We start from the raw sequence: 13,196 nt of genomic DNA on the forward strand, positions 1-13,196 counted from the left end.
CTTGAACTCGAACCCCGCGAGATGCCCGATCGGCTCCGGCCCGACGCTGACCTCGCCATCGCTCGCCACCGTCACCGGCAGCGCATCGGCCCCGCGCGCGCCGATGTCGCGCACCAGCACCGCCGTCCGCCGGTCGACGAAGCGTTGGGTCAGCGCCGCGTGGAGCGCGTCCGACAATCGCCCTTCGACCGTCCTGGTCCGCTCGGCGCCCTTCGCCGGGTCGGCCAGCCAGTCGCCGCGCTGAGCAATATAGGCCCAGCTCCGGATCCCCGCGAGCCGGTCGGCGATAGCCTCGATATCCCCCGCGACATTGTCGAGCCGGGTGACCTCGGCGGCGAACCACTCGTACGGGATGTGGCCGCCCTCGCCGACATAGGAGAAGATCCGCCGCACCATCCGCGCATGGTGCATCGGCCCGACCTTGCGGAAATCGGGCAGCCCGCACGCCGCCCACAGGCTGCGCGCCTGCCGCCCCTTGCGCGCGGCAATGGCGGGGTCCTCGGCGATCCCCTTGAGCACCGTCAGGTCGATGGCGACCGGCGCCGCGCGCAGCAACGGATCGCCGCTAGGTTCCTCGAGACTGGCGATCAGCGCGCGGACGTCGGTGAAGTCGAGCTCCGGATTGCGCCAGTACAGATGATCGAGCGGGCGGAAGCGATGTTCCTCGATCGCCTCGATCTCCTCCTCGCTGAATGCCGGGCCCTTCTCCCCGCCCAGCCCGAGCGTCCCGAACGTGCCGTCCTTCTGGTGCCGCCCCGCCCGCCCGGCGATCTGCGCCATTTCGGCGATCGTCAGCCGCCGGTCGCGCTTGCCGTCGAACTTCTCCAACCCGGCGAACGCCACGTGCGTGACATCCATGTTGAGCCCCATGCCGATGGCGTCGGTCGCAACCAGGTAATCGACTTCGCCGCGCTGGAACATCGCCACCTGGGCGTTGCGCGTGGCCGGCGACAGCGAACCCATCACCACCGCCGCCCCGCCCTTGAAACGGCGCAGCATCTCGGCCAGCGCATAGACCTGCTCGGCCGAGAAGGCGACGATCGCCGAGCGCGGCGGCAGCCGGGTCAACTTGGCCGAACCGGCATAGCGCAGCGTCGAGAAGCGCGGTCGGGTGATGATCTCCGCTTCGGGCAGCAGCTTGCGCACCAGCGGCTTCAGACTCTCCGACCCCAGGATCAGCGTCTCCTCGCGTCCCCGCGCGCGCAGCATCCGGTCGGTGAACACGTGCCCCCGCTCGGGATCGATCCCGAGCTGCGCCTCATCGATCGCGGCAAAGGCGAAATCGCGCGGCACGCCGCCCTCGGCCGGTTCCTCGATCCCGCTCGGGACCGGCATGCTTTCCGCCGTGGTCAGGAAATAGCGCGCCTTGGGCGGCACGATCCGCTCCTCGCCGGTCAGCAGCGCGACCGACGCCGCACCCTTAACCGCCACGACCCGATCATAAACCTCGCGCGCCAGCAACCGCAGCGGGAAACCGATCACCCCGCTCGAATGCGCGCACATCCGCTCGATCGCGAGATGGGTCTTGCCCGTGTTGGTCGGCCCGAGAATGGCCCGGACGACCCCGTCACCACGCCTACTCATGGCGATGAATGTGGCACCTCGGCGGCGAAGTGCAAGCGTCATTCGTCCCGCGTGCGAAACCGATTTAATTTGACATTAACCACTGACCTTCAGGACAATCGCGACCTTGGAGGAGTCGCTTGGCTCCGGGGCACGGGGGTGCACGCATGCTGGCGCGACACGACGGGCCGATGGGACGCGGGGCGGCAGGGGTGCCGCACGCGCTTGTCGCGCGCGCGCCGTCAGGCTTTGGCGCGCGTCGGCCGGGCGTGACCGGCAAGCAGGGTTGGCGCGACATCGACATGACCGTCGACCTTGCCCAGGATTTCTTCTCTCGTCGCTGGTGGCGCGGCCTGTTCACGCTCAGCGCCCTGACCGTCGCCACCGCCCTGCTCGCCCCCGGCTTCGCCCCCCTCCCCGGCGGTCGCCCGGCGATGGTCGGCGAGGCGGAAGAAACCCAATTCGTCGCCGCCGGCGTCGGCTCGCTCGCCGAGGGCAGCGACAGTGGCATCGCCATGGCGCCGAACGCCGCCGTCGAGCCACTGACCAGCGCCCCCGAACGACCGACGCTCGACCTGTTCGCGCGCATCGCCCCGGGCGATAATCTCGCCCGCCTGCTGACCCGCCTCGGCGCCAGCTATGGCGACGCTGGCCGCGCCCAGTCGCTCGTTCCCGGCGCCATCGCGCCGGGCACCAGCATCTCGATCACGCTCGGGCGCAAGAATGGCGATGTCCGCCCGGTCGAGCGCATCGCCTTCCGCGCCGGGCTCGACAGCGAACTCGTCATCCGCGCTACGCCGTCCGGCCTGCAAGTCCAGCGCCTGGGCATCGCCGTCGACGCCACGCCGCTGCGCATTCGCGGCCGGGTCGGCGACGGCATGTACTGGTCGCTCCGCGCTGCCGGCGTTACGCCGCAGACTGCCGAGGAGTATCTCAAGGCGCTGTCCGGCCAGATCGACGTCGGCAGTCAGATTTCACCCGACGACCGCTTCGACCTGGTCGTCGCCAACCGCCGCGCCGCGACCGGCGAGAACGAGGCCGGGTCCCTGCTCTACGCCGGCATCGACCGCGCCGGATCGACTGCGCTGCAGCTCGTCAAATGGACCGTCGCCGGCCAGACCCGCTGGTTCGAGGCATCGGGCGTCGGCCAGCAGACCAGCGGCATGATCTGGCCAGTCAATGCCCCGATCACCTCGGGCTTCGGCGAACGCTTTCATCCCATCCTACACTTCGTCCGCATGCACAGGGGGATTGATTTCGGCGCTCATTGGGGCACGCCGATCGTCGCTGCCGCCGACGGCCAGGTCGAACGCGCCGGCTGGTCCGGCGGCTATGGCGAGCAGGTCCGCCTCGCCCACGCCGGCGGAATCGAGACCAGCTACAGCCACATGAGCCGCATCGTCGTCGGCCCGGGCAGCCCCGTGCGCCAGGGCCAGCTGATCGGCTATTCGGGCAGCAGCGGCCTGTCGACCGGCCCCCACCTCCACTACGAAGTGATGCGCGGCGGCCAGGCGATCAACCCGATGGGCGTCCGCTTCATCAACCGCAGCATCCTCGAAGGCCCCGCACTGGCCGCGTTTCAGGCGCGGCTAAAGGCATTGTTGAGCGTGGGGCGGGGATAACGATCCAGATCGAACGACTGCTAACCGTGCGTAGCATCAACTTTTTGACCTGCAGCTGGCCAGTGAGCGCTGGATCGGTCTCGTTACCGTGAATCACTGTGAAGATACGCGCGACTTGCTGTCGTGCTCGGCCGTCCCCCGGACGGCCTGCGCGCGACGCTTACCTTCCGTGCCCGCGCCAGCGCTGGATCGTGCGGGCAATGATGTCGGCCTCGCCGCCACTTTCGCGCCACGATGCCGCGAAACTCGGGTCGCTCGAGGCCGGGCGCTTCTCGGGCTCGAGGTCGTCGAACCGCACCCGGATCGGGATCGCGACGCCCTCACCGCAGACAATGCATTCGCGGTTGCGCAGCGCCGGGATGGCGTCGAGGAAACCGCGCGCGCCTTCGGGCATCGCGGCGCGAACGCACGCCTGATCTCGATCATTGTTCAAACGCATGGCGATGATCGTGCCGCACTGCGACAGCACACCTTCGGCCAGATCCGACGGCCGCTGCGTGATCAGGCCCAGCGACACGCCATATTTGCGACCCTCCTTGGCGATCCGCTCGAGGATCTTGCGCACCGCCTGGCCCTTGGCACTGTCGTCCTTGGGCACGTAGCGGTGCGCTTCCTCGCACACCAGCAGCAGCGGCCGCTGCGCTTCGGTCCGCGACCAGATGGCATAGTCGAACACCATCCGCGCCAGCACCGAGACGACCACCGACGTGACGTCGGACGGTACACCCGACACGTCGACGATCGAGATCGGCTTGCCCTGCGCCGGCAGGCGGAACAGCTTGGCGATGAAGCCCGCCATCGAATCGGTCACCAGCATCCCCGAGAACATGAACGTGTAGCGCGGGTCGGACTTGAGCTCATCGAGCTTGGTCTTGAGCCGCTGGAACGGCAGCGTGTCGCCGGCCCGGTCGAGCTTGCCCATCTCGTTGACCAGGATCGTGTTGAGGTCGGACAACAGATAGGGCAGCGGCGAATCGACCGTGACCTTGGTATATTGCTCGGCCGACTTGCCCTTGGTGCGCGCGCCCAGCAGGCACTTGGCGAGGATGTCGGCGTCGCGCTGCCGCTCGGCCCCGTCGGTGGTCAGCAGCACTTCGCAATGTTCTTCGAAGTTCATCAGCCAATAGGGCAGCTGGAGGTTGTCGACGTTGAACAGCTCGCCACAATTCTTGAACGCCGCCGAATATTCGCCGTGGGGGTCGATCATCACGATGTGCCCCTCGGGGCTCAGCTGCGAAATGCGGTGGAGGATCAGCGCGACCGAGGTCGACTTGCCGGTGCCGGTCGATCCCAGGATGGCGAAATGCTTCGACAGCATCGGATCGACGTACAGCGCGCCGCGAATGTCGTCGGTCGGATAGACCGTGCCGATCTCGATATGGGGGCTGTCGTCGGCGGCGAAGATGCCGCGCATGTCGTCGGTCGATACCGGCATCACTTCGGCGCCGGGGATCGGGTAGCGGGTAACGCCGCGGCGAAAATCGACGAGCCGCCCGCCGGGTCCCGACCTGCCTTCGCCCAGGAAGTCGACGTTGGCCACGACCTCGCCCTGCTCGCCGACCTTCAGCGTGCGAACGTTGGCGATCAGCCACGCCCCGGCGACCTGCATCTTGACCTGGCTCCCGACTTGGCCGGACATCGCCAGCGACGGATCGGGATTGGTGGCCAGCAGGTCGAGCGACGACACGTCCATTACGACCTGCGAGCCCGATCCGGCGATCTCAATGACCCGGCCGATCGCGGGTTGAACGCCGGCGCTCTGGCGCGGTGCGGGTGAGTTCGCATTCTCGGCCGATTCGGTCTCGCCGTAGCTCGTCATTTCATCGAGGAACTGCTTAAGGCTCGAATTGTCGTCCATGCGCTTGGCCCACCTTGTCAATCGATGAGCGAGGGGTATCCGCGCAGGGTTAAGATAGGGTTAGGTGCGTTGTTCTCGGTGGAAGTGCTGTGCCAGCCCTTCTTCGCAACATCACGCCCTTCGCCTGAACAGCATCGCCGCCGCCCAGCCCAGCCCGAGCGACATGATCATCGCGGCGAGGCCATAGAAGAAGGCGTGGCGACGCGCGACCAGCGCGACATAGCGTTCGAACCCCGACTTGCCGATGTGCACGTCGCGCGTCGCGGCGGCGGTCACCCGACCCTGGTCGATCAGGAAGGTCTCGGCAGTATAGGTTCCGACCGGCACCTGGCTGGGGATGGAGATGGCGGCGCGATACAGCACCCCGCCGCTGACTTCGACACCATGTGGGTTCTCGGCGAACAGGCCCTGGCGCTTGCGCAGGTCGAGCAGCCCGGCTTCGAAGCGTTTTTCCTTGTCCGGCAGCGCCCCGCCACCCGGCGACAGCTGCAGGTTGCGCACCCCCAGCTCGTAAATGGCGGCCGTGCGGGCATCGACCAGCGCAGTGATCGGCCGCGACGAGGCGACCGAGTAGAAACTCGGCGCGGAGCGGAAGCGGCTGGAGTCGGCATTCATCCAGATGCCGGCAATCTTCTGCTTTTCGCGCAGCAGGATCGCCTGGTCGGGTCCGCGCAACACGACGACGATGTCCGCCGACCGCTCGGGCACTCGCCCGCCGGGATAGAGGATCGCGCCGAACAGCAGCAATTGCGCGCCGGTGAAGCTGGTGCGGATCTGGATCTGCCGCGCCGACACGTCCGGCACCAGGTCGGGCTTGGCCGCGCCAATCAGCAGCAGCGCCAGCAGGGTCGCTGCGCTGCGCCTCCCGGTCGCTGGCCTCACAACAGCTCGATCCCGTAAATCTCGTCGGGACGCCAGGTCAGGCCAAGCAGCATCCGCAGCGCGACCAGCAGGATGATCACCGCCAGCGCCAGCCGCAGCAGGTCGGGCTTCAACCGGGTTGCCAGATGGGCGCCATATTGCGCCCCGACGACGCCGCCGACGAGCAGCAGCGCGGCAAGCAATATGTCGACCGCGCCACTGGTCAGCGCCTGGATCAGTGTCGTCGCCGCGCTGACCGCCAGGATCATCAGCAAGCTGGTCCCGACGACGACGCGCGCCGCCATCCGCAGCAGATAGATCATAGCCGGAACCAGAATGAACCCGCCGCCGACCCCGAGCAGTACCGTCATCATCCCCGCCACGAACCCGAGGGCGGCCGGCGCGAGCGGCGAAATATAGAGGCCCGACGCGGCGAAGCGGGCGCGCAGCGGCAGGCTCGCCACCCACCGGTTATGCCGCGCCTTCACTTTCACTTCGGCCCGTGTCACCCAGCCGAGCGCGATCACCGCGTCCTTGAGCATCAGCAGCCCGATCGACCCGAGCAGCAGGACGTAGAGAAAACCGACCACCAGGTCGACCTGGCCGCTGGTCTGGAGCAGGCGGAACAGCCCCGCCCCGGCGATGCTGCCGAACAGGCCGCCGGCGATCATCACCAGCCCCATCTTCACGTCGACCCCGCCGCGCCGCCAATGGGCCATCGCCCCCGACACGCTGGCCCCGGTGATCTGGGTCGTGGCCGAAGCGACCGCGACGGTCGGCGGGATGCCATAGAAGATCAGCAGCGGTGTCGTGAGGAAGCCGCCACCGACTCCGAACAGACCCGACAACAGCCCGACCAGCGTCCCCAGCGCGATGATCAGCAGCGCGTTGACCGACATGCCGGCGATGGGGAGGTAGATATACATGCCCGCCCGACGTTAAGCGGAAACGCGCGCCCGCGCCAAGCGCGTCTGTTGTTGCGAAGAACTGTGCCAGCCGCCCTACTCCTCCAAAAACGCCTAGAAATCCCCAGCGATGGTCACTGCTGGTCCCGACGAGGGCGACGCCGTCCCGACCAGCCGCTGGCGATAGTCGATGTTGACCCGCATCGACTTCATCATGCGGATCGACAGGCGTGGGCCGGCGTCCAGCCGGTAGAGGTGCGGCTGCGCCCCGCCCCACATGCCGAACCCGCCCGAAATCCGCCCCCACAGCGGGTGGAGCAGGGTAAACGCGCCGTCGCCGAACAGCGCCCGGTCGCGAATGCCGACGACCCCGGCCTGGGCATAGGCGTCGAGCCGGAAGTCGTAGGGCATCGGCCGGTCCCACAGCCCGCCTTCGACGAACAGCGCGAAGTCATTGCGGCCGCCGGCCCGGCCGAAACGCTGGCGCCGCTCGGCAGTGACCGAGAAGGGAATGTTCAGCCACGGTTGATAGCGCACGCCTGCCGCCACTTCGCCGCCGCGCGCGCCGCCCAGCGGCGTACTGGTCCGCAAGCTGGCGGCGACGTGCGGCGTGACCCAATAGCTCAGCCGCGCCCCGGCCTGGCTTCCGCCCAGCGTCCCGCTGCTCGCGGCGAGGCTGTTGGCCCCCAGGATATCGCCCGGCTTGCCGCGCAGCAGTGCCCAGCTCGACAGCTCGAGCCGCCGACTATGCCGGACCATCGGCGGAGCGGTGGGATCGGCGGCGAACGTCGGGCGCACCGGCACGCCCGCCATCTCGGCAGAAGCGACCCGCGCCGGCGGCAGTTCGGTGGTCAGCGGCAGGGAGGCATAATGCACCCGGCGCGGCGGCGGCATGTCGATCGGTTCGTCTAACTGGGCCGGTCGCACCCGCGCCGCCGACTGGCCATAGGCGCGCGCCCGCTGATAGACGGGATAGGGGACGTAGTAGGTCGGCTGCGGCGCATATTGCGGTCGCGGGGCAGGCATCCCCATCGTCGCGGGCGCAGCGACCGCTTCTGCACTGCCTTGCGCACCGGCCTGCCCGTCGCCCGGCGGCGGCGAGTCGATCGGGGCAAACTCGGTCGGCTCGATCGGCGGGATGACCGTCGCGTGGACCGCTTCGCTCGGCACCGGCCGGTCGAGCGCCAGCGCCTCGGTCCCCGGAATCATTCCCAGGCTGACTGCCCGCACCCCCGCCCAGCCGAGCACCGCGACCCCAAGAAACCGGATCGAGGCGGTCACGCGCCCAGTTCCCGCGGGAAGATGTGGCTGGTCTTGTCCCATTGGCGCGGACCGGTCGTGCCATGCAAAGTGATCGCCCGGCGCACCGCCAGGATCGCGATGACGTTCGCCACCAGCAAGCGCGGCACCGACAGCAGGCCTTGCCAGAAACCGTAAGCCGCGGTCGTGAACAATGCCCGCACCAGCATCCGCCACGTCAACAGCAGCGCATTGAGCTGCAACAACACCATCAGCTTCGGCCCGACACTCGGCGCGATCGGGGCGCCCAGCGCATGGGCCAGCGCCAGCTGCACCCACAGCAGCGCGGCCGCATAGCCCGCGACCATCAGCAGCGCGGCGAACGGCCCGCGCCGGTCGCGCATCCGCATCCATCGCTCGCCCAGCCCGCCGCGCCAGCCCAGCCGCTCCCACCCCGACAAGGCAATGCCGCCGATCCAGCGCGCCTTTTGCCGAACGGCGGCATCCAGCGTCGTCGGAAAGTGGCCGCGAGTCGCCACTGCCGACCGGTCGCCGGGATTGGCCGGCATCCGCACGAACATCGTCTTGAGCCCCATTGCGCCGAGCCGCAGCCCGATCTCATAATCCTCGGTCATGCTATCCGGCTCGAACGGCAGGCCGTCGTTCGTCTCGGCCAGCCGGTCGATCGCGTCACGCCGGATGGCACAGCCGACCCCCGCGAGCGGCACCGCCGCGCCGACTGCCTCGCGCACCACCAGTTCCTTGCCGTGGCTCTCGGCGAACTCGTCGCCATAATGACCGGCGATCCAGCGGCTGTGCGGATCGGGCAGGGGCACGACCGGCAACTGCAGCGCCGCGACCCGCTCGATCAGCGTCTCGAAGATCTTCAGCTCGGCCGGATGGACGACGTCCTCGGCATCGTGGAGGACGATCGCCCGCGATCGCCCCAACCGCGCTTCCTCGATCCGCAGTGCGGCGAACAGATGGTTGAGGCAATCGGCCTTGGTCGTCGGCCCGTCGTGCGGCAGCTCGACCGCGATGACGCGGGGATCGTCGATCAGGCTGATCGCCGCGCCGGTCGACGGGTCGTTGGGATAATGGCCGACGAACAGCCGGTAATTGCCCTTGCCGAAGCGGTTGAGGGTCGTGCGCAGCATCGGCGCGATGACCGCGCTTTCGTCCCACGCCGGAATGAACACCGCCAGCCAGCCGGGCGTCGCGGGCGCACCGAGGGTCTGGGCGAAGGCGCGGGGAAAGCGGCTGTACACCGTCGCGCCACGCCACAGTCGCCGGGCGATATAGATCAGGTCGACCGCGAGATCGTCGAGCGCGAAGAGCAGAAAGCCGGCACCGGCGAACAGGGCCAGCTCCTCGGCCAGCGCAACGATAATCGACGTTCCGCTCACGACGCTCGCCGGGCGAGATCGATCATCGTCGTGCAGCTGCGGCGTGTGATGGCCCGAATCATGAAACCTCTGATTTCAAGTCCGAGCACCGTGATCATGTCACAGCGTCGCAGCAGCAGCAAGCGGCAGCAGCAACCGGCGACGGAACTTGATCGCCGCTGCCTCATTTACCATCTCGTAACGCTCTTGCAGCTATGTCGGGCGGTGCATTTCGCTTAGGGATAGCCTGCACCATGATCGTCGCCGTTCGCCAACACTTGCACGCCCGGTCGGTGACGATGCTGATGGCGATCGAGAATCGCCTGCCGCGGATCATGAACTGGTGGCTGGCCCTGGCGCTCGCCGCCTGCGCGCTGCGGGTCGTAACCAGTCCGCTCGGTGGCCACGCGCCTGACCTCGCGATGATCCTGCCCTACCTTCTGCTGACCATCGCGCCGTTGCTGTCGATGGGGCTGGCCCTGCGCTGGTTCACCGATGGCGATCGCCTGGCGCAACCGGTCACCCGGCTGGCCCGCATCGGTCGCTGGCGCAGCGTCGATGTGGCCGAGGCGCGGACCAGTCCCCTCTACGGTACCAGCGGGCTGATGGTCTCGCTATTGCTCGGCATGCTCCTCAACGTGCCGGTGCGCGCCGCCGAATATCTCGCCGCTATGCCCGCCCTGCTCGGCCCGGTGCCGCACTGGCTAAGCGTGCTCCACCTGATGATGACGCTCGACGTCGTGCTGCTGTCCAGCCTCTACGTCGTCGCGTTCGTCGCGGCACTGCGCCGGGTCCCCCTTTTCCCCCGCCTGCTTGCGGTGATCTGGATGATCGACCTCGCCATGCAGCTCGGCATCGCCCAGGCAGTGACCGCCGCGGGCGATCTGCCGCGCAATGTCGCCGGCGTGCTGAACAGCCTGCTCGACGGTAATGTGAAGAAGGTGCTGATCAGCGTCGCACTGTGGACGCCCTATCTGCTGCTGTCGCAGCGGGTGAACATCACCTTCCGCCGCCGCCTGCCGGCCTAGCCCCGGACGATCCCGCGACTCGGCCCGCTTCAGCAGCGAAAAGCGGCCGATTGGCCCGATTCTCGGGCGCCCCAAACACCCGGATTTGTGGCATAAACGCTTCAATTCGTGCGAAAATGGGACAGAAATTAACGCCTTGGCGATCGGTGGCGATGCTCCGCCTGGAAGCGTTAATCGGGTAACCTCAATACGTTAAATAGTAAATTAACCACGCCAGGATGTTAACGGGTGTTAAATCGGCTTGCTTGACAAGCTCTTAACCCAAGCGCAGCCGATGAGCAGCTGAGCGGTCGTTGACCTGCCCATCTGCGTGCCGGACAACCGTGTATTTGGTCGTATCGCCGGCTCCCACGAAGGACATGTTCGACGTTGCGCGATGCATGCGGCTGGAGGACCGGGACGGGTTCCTCCAGTCACACAGAGCATAGGGGACTTTAACATGACGAAATTCATCAACCTGCTGAAGAATGACTCGGGCGCCGCTGCGGCCGAATATGCGCTGATCCTCGCCATCGTCGGTGCGGCCATCGCGATCGCTGCCCTGACCCTCGGGTCGGCGGTCGCCAACTCGATGAACCGGGCCAGCACCTGCATCAGCACTAACCCGCCGACCACCGCCGCCTGTCAATAAGGTCGATCGGCACGTCTTCTGTATAAGGAATTAACTATGAATAAGCTGCTGAACATGCTGCGCGACGATTCGGGTGCCGCGGCGGCCGAATATGCGCTGATCCTCGCCATCGTCGGCGCGGCCATCGCGATCGCTGCCCTGACCCTCGGCTCGGCGGTTGCTAACTCGATGAACCGGGCCAGCAACTGCATCAAGGCTTCGCCGCCAACTACTGCGGCCTGCCAGTAACGCCTACCCGACGGGCGGTGTTACGGTGCCGCCCGTCGGTCTCGACCCAAAACAAAGTGTCGTGTAAACGACGGATATTGATGCTAGACAGGTTCTAGAACCGCGCTGGGGGGTGCATGCGATGTTGAGACGGCAATCGATGATCGCGCTGGGAGTGGCCATCCTGTTGGGCCTCGTGGCGGTTTATCTCGCCAACGTCTTTCTAAACGTGCGCGAAAGCCAGCTCAACAGCTCGCCCACCGGCACAACCAAAGTCGCGGTCGCGTCGGTGCCGCTATCCTACGGCACGGCGATCACGCCGGACAAGATCAAGTTCGTCGACTATCCCAGCGCGACGATGCCGCCCGGCACTTATCGCACGGTTGCCGACCTCCTGCCGCTCGGCAAGCAGCGCATTGCGCTCCGCCCGATCGAAATCAATCAGCCCTTGCTCTCCTCCGACATGACCGGCGAGGGCCAGAATGCGTCGATCGCCGCGCTGCTGCCCGACGGCATGCGCGCCACCTCGGTCCGCATCAACGACGTCTCCGGCGTGGCCGGCTTCGTCAAGCCCAACGATACGGTCGACATCCTGATCACGCGCCAGCCGATCGGTGACGATCGCGTTGGCCAGGTAACCGACGTGCTGCTGCAGAATGTCCGCGTGATTGCGATGGATCAGGACGCCCAGGGTAAGGACGGCCAGCCGGTCGTCTCGCGCACCGCGACGCTCGAAGTGTCGCCGGTCGACGCGCAGAAGCTGACGCTGGGCCAGCAGCTCGGGACGCTCAGCCTGGTGCTGCGCAAGCCCGGCGCCGAGCAGAATATCCCGAATGTCGAGACCATCAGTCTCAATGACCTGCGCTACAATCTGTACGGCAGCACCGTCGGACCGCACCCGGCCACGACCGCGCTGCCGCCGATGCCGTCTGGCGCTCCGGTCCCGGTCCGCCGCGTCGCCGTGTCGCGTCCGCGTCCGGTCGTCATCAGGCGGGCACCGTCCTCGACCAAGGTCGAAGTGATGCGCGGCACGACCAGCAGCACATATGAGGTGGGGAACAATGGCCGCTAAACGCTTTATGGGGGCGGCGCTGGCCGCGATGCTCGCCGGCGGGATGGCAACATCCGCAGCGGCCCAGATCACCGTCGTCAGCGACGGCGACGGCGTCCGCGCCGGCGAGTTGCAGGTGCCGGTCAGCAAGAGCCAGGTGCTCCGCGTCGACCGCGCCTATGGCAAGGCGCTGATCGGCAATCCCGACATCGCCGACGTCCTCCCGCTGACCGATCATTCGCTTTATGTGCTCGGCAAGAAGGCCGGAACGACCAGCCTGACCCTCTACGACCGGCGCAACAATCTGATCGCCGTCGTCGATGTGGCGGTTGGTCCCGACGTCATCGGCCTGCGCCGCCAATTGTCCGAACTGATGCCCGGCGACAAGGTCGGCGCGCGCATCTCCAACGATTCGATCATCCTTGACGGGATCGTCTCGTCGGGCCCGGCCGCCGACCGCGCAATGCAGCTCGCCTCGACCTACGCGGCGGGCAAGGTCGTCAACATGATGTCGATCGGATCGTCGCAGCAGGTCATGCTGGAGGTGCGTTTCTCCGAAGTGAAGCGCTCGGCGCTGAAGCAGATCGGCGTCGGCATGTTCGTCAACGGCGGCAATAATAATTTCGGCGGCGTCAGCGGCAATGGCGCCAGCCTGACCCCCAATTCGACCGGGCAGGGAATCCTCCAGCTGGGCTCGATCGCCGACTCCTTCGGCATCCTTTCGCGCACCTTCAAGATTCTCGGCGGCAACGTCTCCGGGGCGCTCGACGCGCTGGAGACCAAGGGCGCGGTGACCACGCTGGCCGAACCGACACTGATTGCCTTGTCGGGTGAAACCGCGAGTTT

At 67.1% G+C, this 13,196-nt stretch carries 12 protein-coding genes; 6 read left to right on the forward strand and 6 right to left on the reverse strand.

Annotation, left to right across the window (positions count from 1 at the left end; all coding sequences use genetic code 11):
- Window positions 1-1,584: helicase-related protein (locus RMN84_RS04160; RefSeq protein WP_309610940.1), on the reverse strand; the 1,584-nt coding region annotated here is incomplete at its 3' end.
- 146 nt (window positions 1,585-1,730) lie between these two features.
- Here RMN84_RS04160 and RMN84_RS04165 point away from each other — a divergent pair.
- Window positions 1,731-3,185 (forward strand): M23 family metallopeptidase, encoded by a 1,455-nt coding sequence (locus RMN84_RS04165; RefSeq protein ID WP_309610941.1) that lies wholly within the window; start codon window positions 1,731-1,733, stop codon window positions 3,183-3,185.
- Window positions 3,186-3,345: 160 nt separating this feature from the next.
- Here RMN84_RS04165 and RMN84_RS04170 read toward each other — a convergent pair whose 3' ends face one another.
- The 5 genes from RMN84_RS04170 to RMN84_RS04190 all read right to left on the reverse strand — a co-directional run bounded on the left by RMN84_RS04170 (window position 3,346) and on the right by RMN84_RS04190 (window position 9,454).
- Window positions 3,346-5,043, reverse strand: a complete 1,698-nt coding sequence (locus RMN84_RS04170) for an ATP-binding protein (protein WP_405051432.1) — start codon at window positions 5,041-5,043, stop codon at window positions 3,346-3,348.
- A gap of 111 nt (window positions 5,044-5,154) precedes the next feature.
- Window positions 5,155-5,925 carry a TIGR02186 family protein gene (locus RMN84_RS04175; RefSeq protein WP_309610942.1) on the reverse strand — a complete coding sequence of 257 codons (771 nt, stop codon included), beginning with the start codon at window positions 5,923-5,925 and terminating at the stop codon, window positions 5,155-5,157.
- On the reverse strand, window positions 5,922-6,830 hold the full coding sequence (locus RMN84_RS04180) for a sulfite exporter TauE/SafE family protein (protein WP_309610943.1): 909 nt from the start codon (window positions 6,828-6,830) through the stop codon (window positions 5,922-5,924). Before RMN84_RS04180 ends, RMN84_RS04175 begins: the two co-directional genes overlap by 4 nt.
- Window positions 6,831-6,923: 93 nt before the next feature.
- A complete protein-coding gene (locus RMN84_RS04185) occupies window positions 6,924-8,090 on the reverse strand; it encodes a hypothetical protein (RefSeq protein ID WP_309610944.1) in 1,167 nt (388 codons plus the stop codon).
- Window positions 8,087-9,454: a glycosyl transferase family protein gene (locus RMN84_RS04190; RefSeq protein WP_309610945.1), complete on the reverse strand. Its 1,368-nt coding sequence runs from the start codon at window positions 9,452-9,454 to the stop codon at window positions 8,087-8,089. The genes RMN84_RS04185 and RMN84_RS04190 overlap by 4 nt, the downstream gene beginning before the upstream one ends.
- Window positions 9,455-9,687: 233 nt before the next feature.
- Here RMN84_RS04190 and RMN84_RS04195 point away from each other — a divergent pair, with 233 nt between their 5' ends.
- The 5 genes from RMN84_RS04195 to RMN84_RS04215 form a co-directional block, all read left to right on the forward strand.
- Window positions 9,688-10,461, forward strand: coding sequence for a DUF2569 domain-containing protein (locus tag RMN84_RS04195; RefSeq protein WP_309610946.1), 774 nt, complete (start codon window positions 9,688-9,690; stop codon window positions 10,459-10,461).
- Between the two features lie 439 nt (window positions 10,462-10,900).
- Window positions 10,901-11,092 carry a Flp family type IVb pilin gene (locus RMN84_RS04200; RefSeq protein ID WP_309610947.1) on the forward strand — a complete coding sequence of 64 codons (192 nt, stop codon included), beginning with the start codon at window positions 10,901-10,903 and terminating at the stop codon, window positions 11,090-11,092.
- Window positions 11,093-11,128: 36 nt separating this feature from the next.
- A complete protein-coding gene (locus tag RMN84_RS04205) occupies window positions 11,129-11,320 on the forward strand; it encodes a Flp family type IVb pilin (protein ID WP_309610948.1) in 192 nt (63 codons plus the stop codon).
- A 154-nt stretch (window positions 11,321-11,474) separates the two neighbouring features.
- Window positions 11,475-12,371, forward strand: coding sequence for a Flp pilus assembly protein CpaB (cpaB, locus tag RMN84_RS04210; RefSeq protein ID WP_309610949.1), 897 nt, complete (start codon window positions 11,475-11,477; stop codon window positions 12,369-12,371).
- On the forward strand, window positions 12,361-13,196 hold an 836-nt coding region (locus RMN84_RS04215; protein WP_309610950.1), incomplete at its 3' end, for a pilus assembly protein N-terminal domain-containing protein. The genes cpaB and RMN84_RS04215, both read left to right, overlap by 11 nt.

The organism is Sphingomonas sp. (assembly GCF_031380695.1).
Lineage (GTDB): Bacteria > Pseudomonadota > Alphaproteobacteria > Sphingomonadales > Sphingomonadaceae > Sphingomicrobium.